The following is a 23941-nucleotide window of genomic DNA, read 5'->3' on the forward strand; positions in this document are numbered from 1 at the left end:
TCGGACGTGGCTTACCAGACGAAGCGCACGACGCCCTTGCCAGCATGGCTGCGGGTGAGGTTGGAGAACTCGCCCTCATAGGTCGCTGCGACCGACAGCCCGCTGCCGAGCATGACCTCCGCACTCGCGCTGGTCAGTGCCGCATCGGGCGCCATCGCCGCGCCGTTGACGACGAAGCTCGCGCCAGGCAGCGACTGGAACGATGCCTGCGCGACGCGATCGCGATTGAAGTCATGCGCCCATGCGGCGCGCCCGCGCAACGTGAGCAACGCGGTGTCGAGAGCGAAGGATTTGTCGGTGCGCAAGCCGAGCTCGCTACGCGTGGCAGTGACGTTGCGTCCGGTGTAACTAAGCGCGAAATCATTGCCGCCGGAGACAAGCGTCTCAGCATAGGCTGGCAGGTCGATATTCGTGACCTGGCCCGCGGCATAAGGCGTCAAACCCACGCCGCCAAGCCACGGCAGCACGCTCCGATGACCGGCTTCGGCGCGCGCCGAGAAAGCGTGCGCGGTGAAGTTCGCGCGCAGCCGGTCGGCATCGACGATGGTCACCAGCCGCTCGGTGGTGATGTTCTGCCACCCGTAAGCGAGCGCAGCTGTGATATAAGCGGGGCCTTGGTGATGGCGGATGAAGCCACCGATCTGGAACAGGTCCGAGTGACCGGAGCCGAGATTGTCAGCGAGACCGAAGCTGGTGCCGCCGCCAGCCACGGCGAAGCCGGCAAGCGTCTGTGGCGACAGCCAGGTATCGGCACCGACGACAATGCCGACGATCCGGCTACTGCTGTTGTGCGAACCAACGACCGTATTGCCGTCGGTCGCCTGACCACCACCGAAGCCCGCAGCCCAGACGTTCCAGCGCGCTTCGAAGCTCACCGCCACGGGTGGCGCTTTGGTGATCGCACCGTAGGCGTCGCGCCAGGACGTCGGTGAACGATCGGCCGCCGCGAAGGCATTCGAAGCTGTGTTCACGGTTGCGAGGCCGCGATTGGCAGCGAAGGGATCGGTCAGCACGCCCATGAATTGCGTCATGGCCTGCACGGTATTCTGTTGCACGCCGGTCGAGAGTTCGCCCGACGACTGCGTCAGATCTTCCGGCGCCATCGCCCCAAGCGCATAGGGGATGCCGCCATGGCTGCCGAAATAGGCATTCAGCGACGAAGCGATGTTGTTCTGATTGATGTTGAGACCGGTCAGCTTCAGATCGACATTGAGATAGACGTTTTGAGCATCGTAGCTCAGCGTCGTGATGAACGAGGGCGGCTCGTCGCTGACGATATTTGGGCTGAACCTGCCTGTGATGCCGCCAGCGGCGTTCAAAATAGTGTAGCGTTCACGCACATAGGCCGCGGGATCGAAGCTGATGCGAACGCCTGCATTATTGAGCGACGCGGCGCCTGTGATATTGGTCCGGTCCGCCGCCAAGCCAGATACTTCGACCATGTAGCTCGAAGCTGCGGCAAATGTCAGATTGCCTTGTACTGACAGCAGCCCGACCGAATTTCCGGGCGACAGCATGCCGCCATCCTGGATCTGTGTGGTGCTGACGATGCCGTTGCCGCCGAGCGTCGCGCCGCGTTCGACGCTCACCAGCGACGACGCGGCGATCGAGCCGTTGACGCTGAGCGTTCCGGCCTTGACGTCGGTGGCGCCCGTATAGCTATTGAGTCCGTCGAGGCGCGTGATACCCAAACCGCTCTGCGTGAATGAACCACTGCCCGAGATGGCCCCCGCCAATGTCAGCAGCCCGTCGCGCTTCGCGACAAGTTCGCCATTGTTGATGACATTGCCGATGATCGATCCGGTGAAACCACCATTACCGATCTGCAGAATGCCCTGTGTGATCTCCGTGCCACCGCTGTAAGTACTGTCGGCCGTCAGAACCGTCGTACCGGTGCCGACATGCCGAAACATGCCGGTTCCCGTGATCGTCCCACCGAATGTGTAGACATCGGAACGAAAAATCTGGAACTGGCCGTTGTTGATGACATCGCCAATGATAGAGCCCGCTGTGCCGCCGATGCCGAGCTGCAGCGTACCAGCAGAGACCAACGTGCCGCCACCGTAGGTGTTGTCATTGCCAAATGCCGTAAGGCCTGCGCCGACCTGAATGAAAGCGCCGGGACCGGAAATGACGTCATTATAGGAGAAATTATCGGATCGGTTGAATGCCAGGATGCCATTGTTCGTGACGTTGCCGGACAGTGTGCCGGTGGTGCCGCCATTGCCTATCTGCAGCGTACCGGCATTGATCATCGTGCCGCCGCTGTAGGAGTTGGCGCCCGCCAGAACCAACGTACCCCAGCCGTCCTTGATCAAGGCGCCAGCACCCGAGACATTTCCTGTTGTCGAGAATGTCGTGCCGAACAATGTCTCGATCGTGCCGGTGCCACTAAGCACGATATTTCGCGCGGACGTGATATCGGCGAGCGTCAGCAGCGTGCCACCCGAGAGCGTCAGCGTGCCCGTGCCGAGATTAGCGTCCGCGATAACTGCAACAGCGCCCCCGGAAACTGTCGTGCCACCCGTGTAAGTATTCGCTCCAGACAACAGCAGCGTGCCGCTGCCGGATTTCACGAGGCTGCCGCCCAGGCCCGTGATTGTACTTGCGATGACTGTGTCGCTTGCCTGATTGAGCGTCAGTTGCGCACTGGCGAGCGCGATCTCGCCGCCGAAGCCGATCAGCGAATTCGTCGAAGTGTTGTAGCCGTTGAGATCGAGCTTGCCGCCATAGACGATCACGTCACTGCCGTTGGGCAGTGCACCGGAAGCGCTAAGCTGCAGCGTGCCAGATTCGAGCAGCATGCCACCAGTCCAGCTGTTGGTATTAGCCAATATCAGAGTGCCGTCGCCGGCCTTGATCAAGCTGCCGGTGCCGGACACCGTGCCGGTGAGCACCAGCGCCGTTGCAGCGTCGGTATCGATCTCGCCGATGCCAAGCAACGACACGTTTCGCGCCGATGCGATGTTTGCAGTCGTATGCAAGATGCCATTGTCGAAGGTGAGACCGCCGGTTGCGGCGCCGAGATTCGCATTCGACGAAATCTGCAGCCTGCCTCCGCTGATGGTCGTGCCGCCAGTATAGGTACTGGTGCCGGCGAGCACGAGCGTGCCGCCACCGCTCTTGTTCACACCACCGGCGCCTACAATCGGAGCCGAAATTGTCGCCGTCTCGCCCGACAGAACACGCAGTTCACCAATGCCGTCCGAACCGGACAACGCGGTTGGCCGCAGTTCGCCAGTGCCTTGAACAAGGTTGTAGAGACCGCCGACGAATTGCAGTCCATAGAATTTCTGCGATCCATCTATCGTGACCGTGCCGCCCGCGCCGTTGAAGACGCCATAAATGGATCCCCACTGGGTATTGGCAACACCGCCCAAATCAAACCAGTTGTTATTAAGCGCATTCCAGGTTCCGCTGCCACCCGCAGTACCGCTCGACGCATCATCCCAACGTTGGAGGATGTCGGTGCCATTGGGCGAAGCAATGAGATCGACCACATGGAGCCGCGAGCTTTCGATCGAATAGGTGACGGGAAACAGCCCCGAGATCGGGGGCATCGTGCCGATGGTCAGTCCGGAGATTGACGAACCGCCAGTGTAGTTGATCATACGATAGTAACCGACCGCAGGTTCGCCCGTACCACTGATATTAAAGGTTACATCGTGGAGCGAAACATCGCCATTGACGAAGACACTCGCTGACGTCGTCGAGGCTGCTCCGTTCGAGAAATGACCCAGATTGAAATCGAAGGCGCTGCCGGCAAGCATTGACAGGTTGCCGTTCACCGTCAGACGACCCGTGCCATCAGGCGCGAGGGTGCCACCATTGAGCACCGTGGCGGCTCCGACGGAGCCATTGCCGGTGAGGCGTCCGCCCGCATCGATATTGACCGTGCCACCGAGTTGTCCGGTCACGCCAAGTGTTGCGCTCAGGATTTCCGTGGTGCCCGTAAAAGCAGCACTGCGACCGGATAGGATCGTGGTGCCTGACAGCACATTGATCGCGCCATTGCCGGTGATCAGACTGTTGAAGAAATAGTCGCCGCTCGTATGGTTGAAATTGAGCGTGCCGCTTTGTGCAAGTTCAACCGGGCCAGTCACAACACCAGGCGCCAGAGCCGCTGCCCCGGGCTCGGATCCGATATTCAACGCACCGCTGACACCAGAGGCACCTACTTGAATCGTACGCGCTTTCGCAACGCCCCCATTACTCACCGTCAGCGCGCCGACGGAAGCTGCGCCGATCTTCAGGGTCTGGGCATCGAGCGTCGACCGGATGCCATCGACCTTCACCGTGCCATGCGCGACATAAGACGCATCGTTGCCAATTGAAGCGGTAGCTGCAGTCACATGCATGCCGTCGGCAATCAGGAGCGAGCCGCTGCCGCGATAGCCGACGAACAGATTGGTATTGAGCCACGATGCGCCTGGGCCAGAGACGGTGACATTGGCATCGGTGCCGCTGTCATAGCCGACATAGCCATTGGCCGTCGTCAGTCTGGCGCCACCAGCAAAGGCCAGGCTGCCGGCATTGGCGCGCAAATCGCCGGTGAAGGATGCCGATATCCCCGAAAGCGTCCAGACGGCGTCGCCATTTTTTTCCAGCACCGAGAAGCCCCGATACTTCGTGCCCAATCCGGAGAGATCGAAAGTCGCGTCCTGATTGCCACCCAACGCAAAGATATTGGGATTGCTCGCATCCGAGCCGACGACGACATCGCCTGTAATGTTCGAGCCGGACCATAACTCCAGCCTGTTGCCGCCGCCGGTGAACAGAATCGCCGCAGCGCGCGATCCGTCGACGTTTCGCCCGCCCTCGATCGTTCCGGCCGAAACGACCGTTACGCCAGCACTCTGCCCAAGGATGGCGGCTCCCGCCGCTCCATTCGCGCCGGCGTGACCGCTGCTTCCAGCGCTGAGCTCCCAGCCACCGCCGCCCGGGCCGGCGGCCCCACCGGCCCCGGCATCGCCGCCCTGCACCAGTCCGCCATTGTCGACGCGGACCGTCCCCGGGTTCACCACCACGACGCCGGTGCCGCCAGCTCCGCCAGTGCCGCCATTGCCACCATTGCCGCCGGAAACGCCTTGGCCACCCGATCCACCCGCCCCGCCGGTCCCGCCGGTCCCGCCGAACACCGAGGCGCCGCTTCTAATGACGGTCATACGAGCGCTTTCGACGACGATGCCGGCGCCGCCATTGCCACCATTGCCTCCACTGCCGCCATCGCCGCCGACGCCGCCGTCGGTCGCGGTGGTGATGCAGGGCGGCTGTCCGCCCGGGCAATAGTTACCGATACTATCCGGCGCGCCCGTGCCTCCATTGCCGCCGCCGCCACCCCAACCGCCCGAACCACCTTTGATAGCGGGAGCGAGCGTTTCCAGGGTTTGTCCGGATGCGTAGAGGCCTATTCCGCCGCCGCCGCCCCCACCCCCACCTCCACCGCCGCCGCCGTAGCCGGGGGCCATGAAGGTTCCGTAATACGCCACAACACCATCGCCACCATCGGCGGCGGCTCCGCCACTGCCACCTGCGCCGCCCGCAATGAACTGGTTGCCCGGAACGAACGACCCGCTGAATATCGCGCCGGTGCCGCCACCGCCGCCACCGCCGCCGCTGCCGCCGTCATGGCCCATTCCGTGAAACCAGTTGCTGCCATCTCCACCCTTGAGCCGCTGGGGACGCTTCCCGGGCGATCCCGCGCCTCCCTGGATTTGACCGCCCAGGAGTTGCGAGCCGTTGAAGCCCAGGTTTCCACCCAGGCCGCCCTCTCCCCCTCCACTCGCATGTGCACCACTGCCACCCTTGCCGCCATTGCCGATATAAGCGTTCTTCAGCGACTCGTTCTTGGCATTCCTGCCGCCACCGCCGCCGCCGCCGCCTCCATTGGCGGGGTCGATCACACCGCCTATTCCGCCCGCTTTGGGATTGCTGGATGCATGCGCTCCGCCATTTCCGCCGACGCCCGAAGCCTGCGCATGAACCGCTTGCGACGAGGCAATCGCCGCGACCATCAGCACCGGACCCGCAAGCGACAACAGCGACAGCATCATGGCTGTCGACGACATCAATGTGTTAGCACGGCGCGCGCCGGTGCCGCTGCTCGTACTCGAGCCGCTGCAGCACGCTGCGCTGACGACTGAAAATACCGGGAGCTTCACGATCGAACTCCAGCTCGCAGATCCACGCGAGCGAAGTTCCATGAGACACGCGATCGCATGACGAGTCGCAATCAAAGATCGACGAATCGACCTATAGGTTCGACGAACGCCCTGCAGGTTTTTCGCGTGTTGAAACGTAGCAACACACACCGCGGAAAATACTCAACACACTGACGTCGCTAACGATTTGTTAAGTCGTGATCAGCACGCGATTGATAGCAATCGGCACGCGGAATGTGAGTCGCTAACGTGCTCACATTCACCTCGCTTGGTGTCGTTCAAACGCCAAGATGCGCGCGTAACTCAGCTCGGCCAGCCCGCGACACCGGCCAATGGTCTTCATAATCATGCAAGCGCAATTGCCATGCCCCGCTCGACCGGCGCACGACCTCGCGCACGAACTGATGATTGACGACGGCCGTACGATGAATGCGCACAAACCAGCCCGGCGGGATCAGGCCCAGCCACTGTGTCAGCGGCCTTGGATCGAGCACCATCGCGCCATCCACCAGCCACACCTCAGTATAGTCTTTCGACGAGCGCAGGCCGACGATTTCGGTCAATGGCGTGCCGAGAATGCCATGCGCGCGGCGTAGGTAGATCAGTGCGGGATACGCAGCCTGAGAATCTTCCCCACCAGAGGTGATCGGCGACCGGCCATAGCGCGCCGCCGCGATGAGGTCGGCACAACGAAACAGATCAGCAATTTCATCTGACCACCGGCGCGGCGCTGCGACCGCATCGAAACCGATGCAGGCGACGAGCCTACCGTCATGAAATACCGGCACGCTAAGTACGCTTTTGTTGTTCTGCCGGATAAACTCAGCGCGCAACGCACCGGCGCTGCGTGGCAGTGCCTCGATGTCATTGACCATCACAGCCTGCCCCAAGACCAGCCGTTGATGCAGCCAGCCGATCATGGTGACCGGCACATGCTGCAGATCCTGCACAAAGGATCCGACCCCACCGCGACTCCACTCATGGGTGTTGCGAAAGCGCAGATGGTCGGCGTCGTATTCGAACATCCATGCGCGATCTGCTTCGGCGTCCGCGCCTATGACTTGGAGTAACTCGGCAATCGCCGCATCAAGCGGCCGCGTCAGCAGCAACATCGCCGTGTCGAACACCCAGTCGGATTGCGACGCCGCAACACAATCATCGCGGCTAACGAATTCCCAGGGCTGGGCTGAATCGGATGACAACTGCAATGCTCGCGGTAGTGATCACAAGACCTACCCAACCATCTTACCTTCGGCAGCGTGTCAATCCCTGCAGAATGGCGACTATTCCATCGCGGCACCCGGGCATCCACACTGTGCGATGCGCCGCGATCTTGGGCAGTCGTCGGCGCCACAACCAGCATTGCAGCGTCCGCTTTTGGCGATACATTGAAGCAAAGCGCATTCGGAGACTGCCGGATCATGCTGCGATTTCTGCCTGTTGTCCTCGGTACCCTGACTTGTTGGGCAATGAGTTGGGTTGTTACCCCAGCACTCGCGCAAAATGCCCCGCGCGGCAGTGAGTGTCTGGCAATGGCCACACGGCCACCACTCGCAATTCCAGTCAGTTTGCGTCGGACTGCTGCGAAGACCGATGAAGTCTCCATCACCTATGCCGGGCACTCCACCTATTACATCGACACACCCGGCGGCGTGACTATCGCCACCGACTATAACGGCATCTACAAGCTCGATCGGATCCCGGATGTGGTGACGATGAACCGGGCCCACAGCACCCATTACACGCTGTATCCCGACCCGCGCATCAAGACGGTATTGCATGGGTGGGGTGAGAGTGGACAGCCGGCGCAGATCCATGAGCGCATCGGCGATGTGCTGATCCGCAACGTCACGACGGACATCCGCCGCTACTATGGCGATGACGCCGGCGGCGAGATGGTGAAGGACGGCAATTCGATCTTCATCTTCGAGGTTGCCGGCCTGTGCATCGGCCATCTCGGCCATCTGCATCACAAGCTCGACGAGAGCCACTTCGCCGTGATCGGCCGGCTCGACATCGTGATGGTGCCGATCGATGGCAGCTACACAATGTCCCTCGACGGCGTATCCGAGATCACCAAGCGGCTGCGCGCCTCGGTGGTGCTGCCCATGCATCGCTTCATGACACCGCTCAGCGACTTCATGACAAAGATCGGAAAAGATTTCGAAATCGACCAGCGCAGCGCCCAAACGCTGACAATATCACTCAATGCGCTCCCCAAGGCACCGACGGTGATTATTCTCAACGGGGTTTGACGACCTGTCGAAGCGGGGGTCAGGCAGAACAGAAACGCTAGACCTCTTCCGCGACCACCATATAGTTCACGTCCATATCGGACGACAGCGTCCAGCGGTCACCGAGTGGGTTGTAGACTACGCCTGACTGTTCGGTGATTTCCAGCTTGTTGCGCGACAGGTGATGCGCGAGTTCGTCCGGGGTGACGAACTTGTCCCACTGATGGGTGCCACGGGGCAGCCAGCGCAGCACGTATTCGGCGGCGACGATGCCGAGCGCAAAGCTCTTCCAGTTTCGATTTAGCGTCGAGACCACCATCAGGCCACCGGGCTTCAGCATCGACGCGCAGCGATCGAGGAAAGCACCAACATCGACTACATGCTCGATCACTTCCATCGCCAGCACGATGTCGAAGCGCTCACGCACGTCCATCTCCTCGACGGTGGTGCAACGATAATCGATCGACAGATGCCCTTTGTCGGCGTGCAACTTGGCCGCGGCGATATTGGTGGCGGAGGGATCGATGCCGATCACCTGTGCGCCGAGCCGCGTGAACGGCTCACAGAGCAAACCAGCCCCGCAACCGATATCGAGCATGCGCAATCCGCTCAAGCAATTCAGGCTGCGAACATTGCGATCGAACTTGCGGCAGGCGGCGTCGCGAATATAGGTCAGGCGCAGCGGGTTGATCTTGTGCAGCGGCGCCATCTTGCCGCGCGGATCCCACCACTCCTCTGACAGCTTCGAGAATTTCGCGACTTCGCTGGCATCGACGGAGGATGCGGAAGCATCGGAATAGCTGGATTGCATGGCCATTGTGGAGCCGTTGTCCTATCGCGCTGTGATGTGGCTGCGAAATGCGAGTGGCGACGCGATCATCTTGATGACTTCTTCATCATCACCCATGTTCTCGATGGCGATGTCACCATAATTCAAGATGCGTCCCAGAATGCTCTGATTGACGCTGACGCTCGCGACCTTGTCGATACTGATCTCGAAAGTCTTGCGCGTGATGAAGCCTTCCTTGTGCACGACCCGCAGCGTGGTGACATCCGTCTCGGTCGTCCAGCGCTGGAACCAGCCCTTCATCGACCAGTACAGCGCCGCGAAGGCCACTACGGCCGAAGATGCCAGGCAGAGCAGAACAAGGGTTTCGTTGATCGCGTAACGCGTCAGGACCAGCAAAGCCGCGGAGACAATCCAGGCCGCGATGGCCGGGACATAGACCACCCAGTGCAAGTTGCTGGAATACAGCACCTTCTCGCCCGGCTGCAGGATATCGTCGATATAGCGCCCCATAAACCGTCCAAAATGCCCTGTCTCGGTGCGTTCTAAGGGACCAGGAGCCCGGGTTGCTTGCCCCCACCCTCGCCGCTATGTATACGCGCGTTTTCGCCCGCGTGCGTAGTGCGCGGTATCTTTACCCACTGTCGTCAGGGAATGCACCACTCGTCATGGGCCGGCTCGTAATGAAATTCGGCGGTACGTCCGTCGCCAACATCGACCGCATCCGCAACGTCGCGCAGCACGTCAAACGCGAGGTCGATGCCGGTCATGAGGTCGCGGTCGTGGTGTCGGCGATGTCGGGCAAAACCAACGAACTGGTGGCCTGGTGCACCGAAGTGTCGCCGATGCATGACGCCCGGGAATACGACGCCATCGTCGCGTCCGGTGAGCTCGTGACCGCCGGCCTGCTGGCGATCGCGCTGCAGACCATCGGCATCCAGGCGCGCTCCTGGCAGGGCTGGCAGATCCCGATCAAGACGTCGGACGCCCATGCCTCGGCCAGAATCGACGAGATCGACGGCGACAAGCTCATCAAGCGCTTCAAGGAGCGCAAGGAAGTGGCCGTCATCGCCGGATTCCAGGGCATCCATGCCGAAACCGGCCGCGTCACCACACTCGGCCGCGGCGGGTCCGATACCTCGGCAGTGGCAATTGCCGCCGCCGTCAAGGCTGACCGCTGCGACATCTATACCGACGTGGACGGCGTCTACACCACCGATCCGCGCGTCGTGCCGAAGGCACAACGCATGAACAAGGTGGCGTTTGAGGAAATGCTGGAACTGGCGTCGCAGGGCGCCAAGGTCCTGCAGGTCCGCTCCGTGGAACTCGGCATGACCCACAATATGCCGATTTTCGTGCGCTCAAGTTTCGACAAACCCGAAGACATCGACCCGCACGGCACCCCGCCGGGCACGCTGATCTGCAGCGAGGAGGAAATCATGGAAAGCCACGTCGTTACCGGAATCGCCTTTTCCAAGGACGAGGCCCAGATTTCCGTCCGCCAGATCGAGGACAAGCCGGGCGTCGCCGCCTCGATCTTCGTGCCGTTGGCCGAAGCCAACATCAATGTGGACATGATCGTCCAGAACGTCTCCGAGGACGGCAAGACCACGGACCTGACCTTCACGGTCCCGGCCACCGACTATGCCCGTGCCAAAGAGACTATCACGGCGGCCAAGGCCAAAATCGGCTATGCCCGCATCGACAGCGCGACCGATGTCGCCAAGGTCTCGGTGATCGGATCTGGCATGCGCAGCCATGCCGGCGTCGCCGCGCAAGCCTTTGCCGCCCTTTCCGAGCGCCAGATCAATATCCGGGCAATCACCACGTCCGAGATCAAGTTCTCTGTCCTGATCGATACAGCCTACACGGAACTGGCGGTTCGCACCCTGCACACGCTGTATGGTCTCGACAAAGCGTAGAAAATTTTTCCTGAAACATCCGTTATTTTGATGTGAACGGTGTGTTTCTTGTCTGGCAGGTGTTTTGCTTGGCAAAACAAGCCTCAATTCGCTATACGGCCTGCATGGGCAGCCGTTGCGGCTGAGGGCGCCGTTTCGGACAATCTGATACGGTTCTGTCGCTGCGCCTCTTGTTGCGCGGCGGTGCAAATTCTATTGTTTTCTGAGGCTTAGCGTCGGCGCACGGCTTTTGTCAGGTGTCGGCCTCGTGGGGAGGGTGTCGGCACATGCGGAGCGCGTCGGGTGGCCCCCGAGTCTTGCTGAGACGGCTCCGCGAAGTGATGGCGGAGCAGGTCAGCGCTCAGGAACGCCTCGACAAGATCGTGGTGCTGATCGCCGCCAATATGGTGGCGGAAGTCTGCTCGACATACGTACTGCGCGTCGACAATACACTCGAGCTCTACGCCACCGAAGGCCTCAACCGCGACGCCGTCCACCAGACCGTGCTGAGCTCCCATGAAGGCCTGGTCGGTCTGGTCGCCTCCGAAGCCACACCGCTCAATCTCAACGACGCCCAGAGCCATCCGGCGTTCTCGTTCCGCCCGGAGACCGGCGAAGAAATCTATCACTCGTTTCTCGGCGTGCCGATCCTGCGCGCCGGCAATACGCTCGGCGTGCTGGTGGTGCAGAACCGCGCCAAGCGCACTTATGTCGAGGAAGAAGTCGAGGCACTGCAAACCACCGCCATGGTGCTGGCCGAGATGATCGCCTCCGGCGAGCTATCGGCGCTGGCGCAGCCGGGCGCCGAGCCCGCTGCGCGGCATTCCCTGCACAAGACCGGCGCTATCCTTTCCGATGGCATCGCGCTCGGACATGTAGTGCTGCACGAGCCGCGCGTCGTCATCACCAATTACATCGCCGAAGACCTGCCGAAGGAAATCAAACGGCTGGACACGGCGCTGACCAAGCTGCGCTCGGACCTCGACCGCATGCTGGAACGCGGCGACGTCGCCGACGGCGGCGAGCACCGCGATGTGCTTGAAGCCTATCGCATGTTCGCCAATGACCACGGCTGGTCGCACAAGCTGCACGAAGCGGTCGCCACCGGCCTCACTGCGGAAGCCGCCGTCGAACGCGTGCAGTCGGATACCCGTGCGCGCATGCTGCGTTCCACCGATCCCTATCTGCGCGACCGCCTGCACGATCTTGAAGATCTCGGCCACCGCCTGATGCGGCAGCTGGTCGGCCAGGATCACGCGCCCTCGCGCGAGCAGATGCCGGACAATGCGATCCTGATCGCACGTGCGATGGGCCCAGCCGCCCTCCTCGACTACGATCGCAAGAAGCTGCGTGGCCTGGTGCTGGAGGAAGGTACGGCCAATTCGCATGTCTCGATCGTGGCGCGCGCGCTCGGCATTCCCGCGATCGGTGAAGTCGCGAATGCGCCGGGCATTGCTGATCCAGGGGACGCCGTCATCGTCGATGGCACCTCGGGCTCGATCTATATTCGGCCCTCCGCCGAGATCGAATCCGCTTATGCCGAACGCGTGCGTTTCCGCGCGCGGAGACAGGCGCAGTATTCAGCGTTGCGCGACCTTCCCTGCGTAACCAAGGACGGCCAGAAGGTCGACCTCCTGATCAATGCCGGCCTGATCATCGACCTGCCGCATATCGACGACACCGGCTCGGCGGGCATAGGCCTGTTCCGTACCGAACTGCAATTCATGGTCGGCGAAAGCCTGCCGCGCTCGAGCGATCAGCTGGCGCTGTACCGTGCGGTGCTCGATGCTGCCGGCTCGAAGCCAGTGACGTTCCGCACCCTTGATATCGGCGGCGACAAGGCGCTCCCTTACATGGAGACCATCGTCGAGGAGAACCCGGCGCTGGGCTGGCGCGCGATCCGTCTTGGCCTCGATCGGCCTGGCCTGCTGCGCGGCCAGATCCGCGCATTGCTGCGCGCCGGCGGCGGGCGTGCGCTGCGCATCATGTTCCCGATGATTTCGGAAGTGGCCGAGTTCGATCAGGCCAAGGCGATCGTCGAACGCGAGCTGACTTATTTGCGCCAGCATGGTCATGCCCTGCCCGAGCGAATCGATGTTGGCACCATGATCGAGGTGCCTGCGCTGGTCTATCAGCTCGACGAACTCCTGAAGAAGGTCGACTTCGTCTCGGTCGGCTCCAACGACCTGTTCCAGTTCCTGTTCGCTGTCGACCGCGGCAATGCCAAGGTGTCGGAACGCTTCGATACGCTGTCGGCGCCGATCCTGCGCGTACTGCGTGAGATCGTGCAAAAGGGCGACGCCGCCAAACGTCACGTCTCGCTGTGCGGCGAGATGGCCTCGCAGCCGATCGGCGCGCTGGCGCTGATTGGCATGGGCTATCGCTCGCTGTCGCTGTCGGCCACCGCACACGGTCCCGTGAAGGCAATGATTCTCGACCTCGATGCCAAAAAGGCCGAGGCGCTGATGACACAACTGCTCGACGCCCCCTCGGGCAGCGTCTCGATTCGGCAGAAGCTCACCGAATTCGCTGAGGCCGAGGGACTGTCGTTGTAGCGAGGCTCTGCCCGTACGACGCGCTTCCCCTTTCCGCGATCTCCGAGATTCCACGATGTCCCTGCTGCCCGAAACCAAACTCGACGTACTCCTCGCACATCACGCCTCGCTCGAGGCACAACTGATGGGTCAGGTCAGCGCCGAGAATTATGTGAAGATGACGCGCGAGCTGTCCGAGCTCAATCCGCTGATCGACGCGGTGAAGACCTATCGCGGTGCGCTTGCAGAGATCAAAGATATCGATGCGATGATCGCCGATACTTCGACCGATGCGGAGATGCGCGAGATGGCGCAGGCCGAGCGCCCGGCGCTGGAAGAACGCATCGCGGCGCTGGCGCAGGAAATCCGCGTGGCGCTGTTGCCGAAGGATGCGATGGACGAGCGCAACGTGGTGCTAGAAATCCGTGCCGGCACCGGCGGCGACGAGGCTTCACTCTTCGCCGGCGACCTGTACCGGATGTATGAGCGTTTTGCGGCACTGGCCGGCTGGAAGGTCGAGGTGATTTCGGCGTCCGAAGGCACCATGGGTGGCTACAAGGAAATCATCGCCGAGGTGAAGGGCCGCGGTGCTTTCGCCAAGTTGAAATTCGAATCCGGTGTACACCGCGTGCAGCGCGTGCCCGATACGGAAACTCAGGGGCGCATTCACACGTCGGCGGCAACGGTCGCTGTCATGCCCGAAGTCGAAGAAGTGGATATCGACATCAAGCAGGACGACCTGCGCATCGACACGATGCGCGCCCAGGGCGCCGGCGGCCAGCACGTCAACAAGACCGAATCAGCGATCCGCATCACGCATATCCCGACCGGCATCGTGGTGATGATGCAGGACAGCCGCTCGCAACATAAGAACCGCGCTTCGGCGATGAACATCCTGCGCTCGCGCATCTATGACGCCGAGCAGCAGCGTATCGATTCCGCCCGCTCGGCCGAGCGCAAGGAGAAGGTCGGCTCCGGTGACCGCTCGGAGCGCATCCGCACCTATAATTTCCCGCAGGGCCGCGTCACCGACCACCGCATCAATCTCACGCTCTACAAGCTGCCGCAGGTGATTGCCGGCGAAGCGTTGGGCGAACTGGTCGATGCGCTGACGACAGAGCATCAGGCTGCACAGCTCGCTGCCCAGGGCGACGCGGCGTGAGCGCCGGCGACATGTTCGCCGGACAGAGCGTCGAGAACGCACGACGCTCATTGACCAATCTGCTCCGCACCCAGGGCATCGATTCCGCTGAACTCGACGCGCGCTTGCTGACTGGTGCCGCGCTCGGACTCGATCTGACCGGATTGATCTCGGCGGCAAAGCAGGTCCTGACGCCCAATGAAGCGGCCCAACTTGCGCGCTTCGCCCAGCGCCGCATCAATGGCGAACCGGTCGCCCGCATCCTTGGCATGAAAGAGTTCTGGGGCCTGCCGCTGCAGCTATCGCCCGATACGCTGGTGCCCCGCCCCGATACCGAAACCATCGTCGAGGCGGCGCTCGAACTTCTCGATGAGAGAGGTCCGCGCGACCGGCCGTTTACGATCGCCGATCTCGGCACCGGCTCCGGCGCGATCCTGCTGGCGCTGCTTTCGGAGTTAACCAACGCCACCGGCATTGCGACTGATATCAATCTCGACGCCTTGCGGACGGCTCGCTCCAACGCTGCGCAACTCGGCTTGATCGAGCGCGCCCATTTCGTTGTCTGCGACTATGCCTCAGCCCTGGCCGGCGGCTTCGACCTGATCGTCTCCAATCCGCCCTATATTCCCTCGGCCGACATCGCCGACCTCGACATCGAGGTGCGCGACCACGACCCGCTCCGCGCTTTGGACGGCGGGAATGACGGACTATACGCCTATCGAATCATCGCGCCCGAAGCCGCCCGGTTGCTGGTGCCCGGCGGCCTCCTGGTGGTCGAGGTGGGCCACGACCAGAGCGACGATGTCGCCGGTCTGATGACGGTATCGGGGTTAACCCTGCCGGGGCCGGCCAAAGCCGATCTTGGGGGCATTCGCAGGGCGGTATCAGGGCAAAAAAAGCCCCGATAAAGCCTTCTTGCGACAGAAAAAACCACTTGGAATATCCCCGGGGAGCGACTACCTTCCTGTCACAACATCGGTTCAGGGTTGGCTCGCCCCGTAGATTTACGGCAGGAAGCCAGAATTCTCGCTAGAGAGCCCGTCCGGGTGAAAGGTTCCAACAGGCAGGTTGAATTGGGCGCGATGGCTGAAAGAGCTGCGCTGCCCGCGACCGCAAAGCGAACGAAAGCCTGATATTGCGCTTTAAACTTCACGCACAGAAAACGTCACGCGTAGAAGCTTGGCCTTGTTTCGGCGGGTGAGTTATTTGGTCCGACTGGCACGGTCAGCGGACGGTTGGGGAACGCGTGTTTGTTGAACGCGAATGACGGCAAGTTCGATGCAGCAAAGGTCTGCACGACGATTCGGATGCTTGACGCGTCCGCATCCCGCAATGTGCTGCGGCAATCATCTCTTTGAAACATAGCTCTGTGACACTCTGGATCGATAACTGAAGGCGACACATGCGAAACGGTCAGAACAACAACAAGCGGATGCGGAATAACAACAACAACCGCAACAATAGTAACAACAACAATAACAATCGGCGCGGCCAGAACCCGATGACCCGGGTCTTCGAATCGAATGGCCCCGACATCAAGATCCGCGGTACAGCCTCCCACGTCGCAGAGAAATACGTCCAGCTCGCCCGCGATGCACGCAGCTCAGGTGATCCCGTTGCCGCCGAGAACTACTATCAGCACGCCGAGCATTATTTCCGCCTCATCGCCGCCGCGCAGGAGCAGTTCCGGCAGAATCAGCCGCAACCGCGCACCGAAAACGAGATGCCGCCTGAGGACAACGATGACGAGAGCGAGAGCTACTCGAACTTCGGCGCCGAGCCCGGTTTCGTGCCGGTACAACAGCAGCCTTTTGCGCAGCGCGAGCAGCCTCCGCAGCGTGAGGGTGGTCAGCCCTATCAGCAGCGCGGCGAACAGCCCTATCAACCCCGCGAGAACAATCATCGCGAACACCGCCAGCAGAATCAGCCGCAGGGCCAGCCGCAATATCAGCCGCAGCCGATGATGCCGGTCGGCGATGGTGTCGATCGTCTGCCTTCTTTCATTACGGGTGGTGCGCAGCCTCAGCCGGGTGCTGCTCCAGGCGGCTTCGAACAGAATGCTGGTGGAGAGCGCTTCCCGCCGCGGCGTCGCCGCCGTCCGCACGGTCCTCGCCCCGACGTTGCTGCAGCTGGCGCGCCGGCAGAAGCACCAAGCGACGATTTCAATCCGGGCAACTCATAAGCCCGGCCGCTCTCCGGCGAGAGCGCACATCACGAGGCATAGATTGGCCGTGGCTCAAAAAGCCGCGGCCAATTCTTTTGCACCTGGCAGATTGCTGTTGCTGTCCATCCGCGCGTTGGTGACTGCGAGCAGCTTGGCCACGGTATTGTGGCGGATCGCCACCGGATTGCGCTCATAGCCGCCGCGCTGGAAGAAATTCGCCGTCGGCACCTGTTCGCGCATCGCCTGCGGCATGGTCACCATATCGAAACCGTTGCCATCGCCAGTGAGATTCATCATCTCCAGTTCGGCCGCGCTGAGCGGACGATCGAACCCGCGGGCGCGGGCAAAATTCACTGACGTCAGCAGTTTGTGGACCTGCAATTGCGGGCCGATATCCATGTCCAGCACCAGCGCATGCATGGCCCAGCCCTGCGGCGTCGTGCCGAGCTTCTCAAGCGCGCTCCAGTTTTGCGGGACAGTGCGCACAGTCGCCTGCATGCGCTTGAAGACCGCGATCTTGTGATCCATCGCCTTGCGCTGCGGGCCCGAGAGCGTCGATGCCTTGTCCGTCAGCACCTTCAGAATCTGAGGCCCCTGTTCCGCAACGAGCGTCGTCGTATTGGCTGTGAGCAGCTGATTATAGCCGACCGCGGTAGAAATCGCGCGCGATCCCGGACGTGACGGGTTCAAGCCCGACTGCATGTCATGGCCGCCATTACCGCCGGTCTCGAAAGAATAGACGCGCACCGCAATGTCGCGTGTCAGCCCGGCCTGCAAAGCGGCACGAGCATAGGCGCGCTTGAACTCCATCTCGTTGGCAGGCCGCTGCGGCACAAACTGGAATTGCTCCCTCGCCGCCGCGAGGAAATCCGCCACCACCGGAAGATCCTTGCGAACGCGCGGACCAGTATCTTCAGGCTCCGGATTCACCGGCCGCTTCGGTCCTTCATAAAGCGGCGCCTGTTCCAGCACGTAGTCATTCAGCGTGATCTGCTGGCGGTCCCGGCGCTTGGCATTACGGATCTTCCGCTTCTCAGAAATTGCATCCCAATAGGCACCGGCCTCCTGGTCGAAAGCCGCGCGCGCTTCCTGATATTCCGCAAGCTTGCGGCGGTATTCGACAATGGCCTGTGGCGAAGCGCCCTGAGCCATGACATTGGCGACGCTTGCGGGCAGCGCGTTCGAGTCAAACGTATACGCCGGTGACGACGCCAATAACATGACGGCCGGAGCGATGATGGCCAACGAGCGGATCGAATGAGACATGAGACCTGTCGAGATAACTGCTGGCCGGAGCCCGCATCAATGCAAATGATTGAGACCGAACGCCGCCCCGCGTTGATCTCGATGAGGGTCAAGGGTGTTTCTGTCCGAAGAACGTTGGAGCAGTTTGGTGAAGATTGTCTTTCCAATGCTCGTCGTATCGGCTCGCACCAGTGCGCCATTCGAACGCACGGAGCCCCCCCAACCGATTGGAATGACTCACTCTTCCTTGGCGCCGCTGGTCTTGACGATCCGCGACCATTTGGTCTCGTCCTGATCGATGAAGACTGCATAATCTTCCGGCGTGCCCGGCGTCGGTTCCGTGCCATCCTGCTGCAGGCGTTTTCTGACCTCGTCGGAGGCCAGCGCCGCGCGAAGTTCCTTGTTGAGTCGGTCGATGATCGGCCGCGGCGTCCCGGCCGGCGCGATCAGGCCGTAGTACAGCGACGCATCGAAACCCTGCAGTCCGGATTCGGCAATGATCGGCACATCCGGAAGCAGGCTCGTGCGCGTGAGGCTGGTCACTGCCAGCCCACGCAATTGTCCGCCAGCAATATTGGCATGTGTTGCGGGGATTGGCGCGAAGGCCATCGGAATATGCCCGCCGATTAGGTCGACCAGCGCCGGCCCGGTTCCCTTGTACGGCACATGCACCAAGGTGATACCCGCGGCATGTCCGAAATATTCGCCGGTGATATGACTGGCAGTGCCGGCCCCTGCCGAGCCGAAATTGAGCTTGCCGGGGTTCGCCTTCGCGTAGGCAATCAGTTCGGCAACCGTCTTTGCCGGAAATGACGGGTGCACCACCAGAGAGTTCGGCGAATTGCCGATCATTCCGATCGGTGCGAAATCCTTGCGCGGATCGTAGCCGGCCTTGCTGTAGAGCGTAGGGCCGATCGCCAGCGTTCCGGTATAGCCGAGGCCGATGGTGTAACCGTCCGGCGTACTCTTGGCGACGGCGCGCGTCCCCACGGTGCCGCCGGCTCCCGCGCGATTGTCAACGATGATCTTCTCGCCGAGAGGCTCGCTCATCTTGTCGGCGATGGCGCGCCCGACGATCGACGTGCTGCCACCAAGCGCGAACGGGATGATCAATGTGACGGGGCGTTCCGGATAGGTCTGCGCTCGCGCAAGTCCTGTCGAACCGTGCCACGCACATACTGCCACCGCAGCGCATAGCCATCCCTTCCATGTCGCCATGGCGTACATCCTCCCGGAAACGCATTCTTGTTGTGGCATCGTTGCCGAAATGACGCCGCTTCGCAACAGTGACGCTACTTCCAGGCGAAGACCGGCTGCTCCAGCTCGGCCACACGGGTGATGCGACCCGCAAGAACTTCGCTGAACTGATAGATCAGCGCGGCGGTCGGCGCGTGAATAAAGTGGCCGAAATGACTGTAGCGGATCAGGCGCCGGTCGCTCTCGGGAATGGCAACGAAATCGAACGCCTGCGGCCGCGCGAGCTCCGACAGCGCAATGCGATGAACCGAGGCGACCTCATCGGGGTTCGGCATCAATTGAACGCTGTCTTGCGCCCACATGACAACAGGCGTGATCAGATAGCCGGAGCGGGTCGGGTAATCGTCGAGGACACCGACGACATCGTCCCGCGTAAGCTGCAGACCGAGCTCCTCATGCAACTCGCGGATTGCCGCCTGCACGGGCGTCTCGCCGGGATCGCAGCGACCGCCAGGAGGTGCCCATTGATTACTGTGAGCGCGCAGACCGGACGCGCGTAACGTCAGCAACAGCGAGGTCTCCAATCCGGGCGTGGCTTCAACCATCACGAGGGCCACCGCCGCACGCTTCAGCCCCGAAGCGTACTGGCCCTCGTCGATCCGCGTGAATGCGGCTAGGCGAGTCTCGATCATTGTTCGGGTGGCGGCATTGAACGGCAGGATCATCCGCGATTGATAGCACAGTCACGGATGATCCAACAAAGCCGATAAATTCAGCGCATCAGGCCAGTTCAGATGCCGCGCGCTGCATGTTGTCCGACATATCACTGGTCACAGTGCTCTGCTCTTCGACGGCCGCCGCCGTCGAGGTCACAAACTCGTTAACATGTTCGATCGCCTGCTTGGCCTGGTTGGCCAAATTCTTGACCTCCGCGGCCACCACCGCAAAGCCCCGCCCCGCCTCACCGGCGCGAGCCGATTCGATGGTCGCATTGAGGGCGAGCAGATTGATCTGGCCGATCATGTCGCCGATGAGCCCAACGATGCCTCCCATGGCATGTGCAGCCGAGGTGAGCCGCTGCGCCTCGATGTCCGCCGCCTCCACCTGTTGCACCGCGGACTCTGCCGTCTGCCGAGACTTCACCATCGTCTCGGAGATCTCGCGGATCGATGCATTCATCTCTTCGCTGCCGGCAGCGACCGACTCGATCAAGGAACGAGCGCGCTCCGCTTTCAAGCGGGCCATGGCCTGCGCCGTAATATCGGCAGTGTATTTGACCACTTTGAACGGCCTGCCGTTGAGATCGAAAATCGGATTGTAGGATGCCTGGATCCAGATCTCCCGGCCCCCCTTTCCGATGCGTCTGTATCCGCGGCCTGATAGGTCCCGCGATTGAGGCTCGCCCAGAATTCTACATAGGCCGCGCCAGATCGCTCTATCGGATCGACAAACATGCTGTGATGCCGGTCCCGGATTTCGTCGATCGTGTAACCGACCGTATCAAGGAAATTCTGGTTTGCCGTCAGGATGCTGCCATCCATGCGAAACTCGATGACCGCCTGCGACTTGCGAATAGCCGCCATCTGGCCGTTGCTATCAGCGGCAAGCAACTTTTGTTGGGTCACGTCGGTCGCGAATTTCACAACCTTGAACGGCTTGCCGGCATCATTGAGAATCGGATTATAGGTCGCGAGAATCCAGATTTCCTTGCCACCCTTGCCGACGCGCTTGTATTCGGCCGCCTGATACTCACCCCGGCCGAGCCGCGCCCAGAAGTCCCGGTAGGCTGCGCCATCGCGTTCACCGGCTTCCACGAACATGCTGTGATGCCGCCCCTGTATTTCGGACAGCGCGTAACCAAGCGTGTTCAGGAAATTCTCGTTTGCGGTAATGATAGTTCCGTCAAGATTGAATTCGATGGCCGCCTGCGCACGGCTGATCGCGATCACTTTTCCGGAGGCTTCGAGGCTTTCGAGTTTCTGCGCCGTGATATCTGTAGCGAATTTGATGACTTTGAACGGCTTACCACTCTTGTCCATGATCGGGTTATAGGAGGCCTCGATCCAGATCTCCCTGCCGCCTTTGGCGACCCGCTTGAACTGCCCTGCCTGAAATTCACCCTGTCAAGGTTACCCCAGAACTCCCGATAAGCGACACTCTCGTGTACGGCAGGCTCCACAAATATACTGTGGTGCTTGCCCTTGATCTCATCGAGCGTGTAGTCGAGCGCCTTGAGAAAATTCTCATTCGCTTTGATGATCGTGCCATCGAGATTGAATTCCATGATGGCCTGGGAGCGACTGATGGCGGTCGCTTGCGCCAACGCATTCTGCAAATCGGTCTTGCTCTGTCGGTTAAACATCTGTCGCTCCGTGGCCAAAACGGCTGTTGTCGTAAGATAGTCGACGAACGACGTCGCGCGGCACTGCGCGTCGTTTCCTCAAATCAAATAAACTGGAAGACTCGAGCAGCTGGCCTAGTCGACCAGCTGCTGATTCTGTGATCCCGCACGGCCCCAATAGGCCGCGACCTTTTCAGTCAGCTGGTTGTGATTGTCATGCAACTTGGCATTGCTGCTCACAGTCGGCTGATCGGCGGTACCGGCCGTCAAGCTGCGTGCAGCAATCTGCTGAAAATATTCGAGTACAGCGATACGCAGGTTAGACGACAAATTTGGTGTTTCGCGCTTGCGCTCGATCTTCTCGATATAGTGTTCGATGGTGGTATTCTCCATGCGAACGATCGCCTGCAGGCTGGCCCAGAAACTGTCTTCCAGGCTGACGCTAGTGCGCTTCTTCGATACGACAACCGAGCGCTTGCGGTTAACGTTCGGGCGGTTCATTGCAGATTCGTATCCCATTTTATCAGTCCTCTTCTGTTAAAGATGGCATTGAAATTCACGCGTTACTGATTCAGTTCACCAGCACTGCGCCGTCACAGCGAATGCCGGATACCCAAACATCGGCCTGTCCAATTCCGACGCCGAGACTTGCTAACGTTGCCGCTAGCAATTGATCGATTGAACTGGTTGCCCCGCTGATGATGCTGGTGACGAGTCCACCAAGACCCGGGATCACCAAACCCAGTCCAAGAACACTGATGTTGAGGTCGCCAAGCAGACTGCCCGTCAGGGACGACGTGAAGTTTGTCGTGTTTACGGTCTTCTTCGTCTGTGACGTGATATCCGAATAGCTGAAATTGACGCTGACCGGCGTGGTGTTGCCCATACCCGCATGGGCCTTTGCCGTCACAATTGGAATGCCCAGGAGATTCACAAGCGGTGCCGGCCCTGGATTCGGCTTGGTCGTAACATTGTTGAGATCGGCTACAGTGACGTTACCTATCCATGCATCGACAATGCCCGGCGTGACGCCAAGCGTGACACTCGAGGTATTGACGTTGGGATAGCCGCAACTGACCTTGTTCAGCGTCGCAGTACCCGACGCGACCTCCACATAAACTGGCAGATTGACCAGTGACGCCGAACCACTTCCAATCAACTGGATGGATAGCAGTACCCGTGTCTGAGCTGTATGGACGCTGACGCCCTGCGTACCCACGGCAATCCAGCCGGATCCTTGTGGCCGTGCGCCAATAGTCGCCGTAAGTGACGCGCTGGCGATGCCCGGCAGACCTAAATTGACGGATGTGGCGATCTGGTTGGTGCCGTTAGCCATTCCAGCCGTTGCCTGTAGCAAATCGTAAAGCGAGATGCTCACACCGTGTTTCGGCTTGACGCCCACAATCAGGTTCGCGTAGGGGCCCGCATCGATCAGCTTGCCAGGCGCAATCTTGGTCGTCACAGATGCCGAAGCCTGCGATATCGTCGAGAGTGCGGTGGTCGCGGTGCCGCTGCCATTGGTAGCCTGCTGCGCGCTCAGCGCTGCGGCAAGAACGTCGCCGATCTTGACGTTCGAATTCAACAGCGTGTCATAAGTCACACCGGTCAGACCGACGCGCGTCGCCAGCGCCGAGAGGAAGGTGAAAGCATCGATGCGCGCACCAAGAAGCGCATTGTAGTCCATGACTGACAGCGACAGGGTCGTGCCCAGCATTGATCCGAGAACACTATTCAACAAGCCGCCATTTAACGATGCCAATCGCGAACCGATCGAGAACGACGCGATGGCCGTCGTTGTTGCGGTCGCCGTTGTCTTGATGGTGAAATTGTTGCTGCCGGTAAAGAAATGGCTGAAGTAGAGGGGCGTCGCCGTCTGAAGACTGACCCGCGCCGCATTGGCTGTTCCAGTCGCTGGCGTGACAAAGCGGCTTTGCGTAGCGACGGCGGAATTGGCTGTGTAAGTTCCGAGTTCTACACCGACCAGAGCGCTGGCTGGATAGTTATTGCTGGTGACCGCCGCCTTTGCTGCGTTTGTCGCATTGCTTAAGTTGCTGGCCGCAACGATCGCGGCGAGATCCGTGGCAGCTTGCGTCTTGCGACGATCGGCGGCAATGGTCCCAATATCGACACCCAGTGCAGCACAACAAACGGCCAGGATCATGCCGCCCGCAGACATGATGGCAATATTTCCGCGCTGGTCGGTGCGGAAACTCTTGAGAAGTGCGCGCATCGGTTC

At 60.9% G+C, this 23941-nt stretch carries 16 protein-coding genes and 1 pseudogene; 7 read left to right on the forward strand and 10 right to left on the reverse strand.

Translation table 11 applies throughout. The annotated features are described in order from the left end of the window. Nucleotides 1–11: 11 nt before the first annotated feature. Entirely contained in the window at nt 12–6068 is a 6057-nt protein-coding gene (locus SFY93_RS00940) for an autotransporter-associated beta strand repeat-containing protein (protein ID WP_320445731.1), read from the reverse strand. On the opposite strand from SFY93_RS00940, the gene SFY93_RS00945 reads away from it, so the two are divergent. Beyond that, entirely contained in the window at nt 6052–6222 is a 171-nt protein-coding gene (locus SFY93_RS00945; protein WP_320445732.1) for a hypothetical protein, read from the forward strand. The genes SFY93_RS00940 and SFY93_RS00945 overlap by 17 nt on opposite strands. A gap of 217 nt (nt 6223–6439) precedes the next feature. Here the strand turns inward: SFY93_RS00945 and SFY93_RS00950 are convergent, their stop codons facing one another. Next, a complete protein-coding gene (locus SFY93_RS00950; protein WP_320445733.1) occupies nt 6440–7363 on the reverse strand; it encodes a GAF domain-containing DNA-binding protein in 924 nt (307 codons plus the stop codon). Nucleotides 7364–7582: 219 nt separating this feature from the next. Between SFY93_RS00950 and SFY93_RS00955 the strand changes: the two genes are divergently transcribed. Next, nucleotides 7583–8416 carry an MBL fold metallo-hydrolase gene (locus tag SFY93_RS00955; protein WP_320445734.1) on the forward strand — a complete coding sequence of 278 codons (834 nt, stop codon included), beginning with the start codon at nt 7583–7585 and terminating at the stop codon, nt 8414–8416. 37 nt (nt 8417–8453) lie between these two features. On the opposite strand, the gene ubiG is transcribed toward SFY93_RS00955, so the two are convergent. Both ubiG and SFY93_RS00965 read right to left on the reverse strand, forming a co-directional pair. Further along, nucleotides 8454–9212 carry a bifunctional 2-polyprenyl-6-hydroxyphenol methylase/3-demethylubiquinol 3-O-methyltransferase UbiG gene (gene ubiG, locus SFY93_RS00960; protein ID WP_175368066.1) on the reverse strand — a complete coding sequence of 253 codons (759 nt, stop codon included), beginning with the start codon at nt 9210–9212 and terminating at the stop codon, nt 8454–8456. A 15-nt stretch (nt 9213–9227) separates the two neighbouring features. Then, complete coding sequence (locus SFY93_RS00965) at nt 9228–9695, reverse strand: PH domain-containing protein (RefSeq protein WP_120287359.1); 468 nt, start codon at nt 9693–9695, stop codon at nt 9228–9230. A gap of 155 nt (nt 9696–9850) precedes the next feature. Here SFY93_RS00965 and SFY93_RS00970 point away from each other — a divergent pair, with 155 nt between their 5' ends. The 5 genes from SFY93_RS00970 to SFY93_RS00990 all read left to right on the forward strand — a co-directional run bounded on the left by SFY93_RS00970 (nt 9851) and on the right by SFY93_RS00990 (nt 16940). Next, complete coding sequence (locus SFY93_RS00970) at nt 9851–11104, forward strand: aspartate kinase (RefSeq protein WP_089267720.1); 1254 nt, start codon at nt 9851–9853, stop codon at nt 11102–11104. Between the two features lie 266 nt (nt 11105–11370). After that, complete coding sequence (gene ptsP / locus SFY93_RS00975; RefSeq protein ID WP_320445735.1) at nt 11371–13638, forward strand: phosphoenolpyruvate--protein phosphotransferase; 2268 nt, start codon at nt 11371–11373, stop codon at nt 13636–13638. A gap of 55 nt (nt 13639–13693) precedes the next feature. Beyond that, a complete protein-coding gene (prfA, locus tag SFY93_RS00980; protein ID WP_320445736.1) occupies nt 13694–14779 on the forward strand; it encodes a peptide chain release factor 1 in 1086 nt (361 codons plus the stop codon). Between the two features lie 11 nt (nt 14780–14790). Continuing rightward, a complete protein-coding gene (gene prmC, locus SFY93_RS00985; RefSeq protein ID WP_320447659.1) occupies nt 14791–15666 on the forward strand; it encodes a peptide chain release factor N(5)-glutamine methyltransferase in 876 nt (291 codons plus the stop codon). A gap of 494 nt (nt 15667–16160) precedes the next feature. Beyond that, nucleotides 16161–16940, forward strand: coding sequence for a DUF4167 domain-containing protein (locus tag SFY93_RS00990; protein ID WP_320445737.1), 780 nt, complete (start codon nt 16161–16163; stop codon nt 16938–16940). Nucleotides 16941–16994: 54 nt separating this feature from the next. Here the strand turns inward: SFY93_RS00990 and SFY93_RS00995 are convergent, their stop codons facing one another. The 6 genes and pseudogenes from SFY93_RS00995 to SFY93_RS01020 form a co-directional block, all read right to left on the reverse strand. After that, entirely contained in the window at nt 16995–18188 is a 1194-nt protein-coding gene (locus SFY93_RS00995) for a hypothetical protein (RefSeq protein WP_320445738.1), read from the reverse strand. A 216-nt stretch (nt 18189–18404) separates the two neighbouring features. Further along, nucleotides 18405–19385 (reverse strand): Bug family tripartite tricarboxylate transporter substrate binding protein, encoded by a 981-nt coding sequence (locus SFY93_RS01000; RefSeq protein ID WP_320445739.1) that lies wholly within the window; start codon nt 19383–19385, stop codon nt 18405–18407. A gap of 74 nt (nt 19386–19459) precedes the next feature. Then, entirely contained in the window at nt 19460–20089 is a 630-nt protein-coding gene (locus SFY93_RS01005; protein WP_320445740.1) for an NUDIX hydrolase, read from the reverse strand. A gap of 55 nt (nt 20090–20144) precedes the next feature. Beyond that, nucleotides 20145–21726 (reverse strand): annotated as a pseudogene (locus SFY93_RS01010) (methyl-accepting chemotaxis protein). Between the two features lie 114 nt (nt 21727–21840). Next, on the reverse strand, nt 21841–22206 hold the full coding sequence (locus tag SFY93_RS01015) for a ribbon-helix-helix domain-containing protein (protein WP_320445741.1): 366 nt from the start codon (nt 22204–22206) through the stop codon (nt 21841–21843). Nucleotides 22207–22276: 70 nt separating this feature from the next. Then, nucleotides 22277–23935 carry a TadG family pilus assembly protein gene (locus tag SFY93_RS01020; RefSeq protein ID WP_320445742.1) on the reverse strand — a complete coding sequence of 553 codons (1659 nt, stop codon included), beginning with the start codon at nt 23933–23935 and terminating at the stop codon, nt 22277–22279. Nucleotides 23936–23941 lie beyond the last annotated feature (6 nt).

This window comes from Tardiphaga sp. 42S5, assembly GCF_034044155.1.
GTDB lineage: Bacteria > Pseudomonadota > Alphaproteobacteria > Rhizobiales > Xanthobacteraceae > Tardiphaga > Tardiphaga robiniae.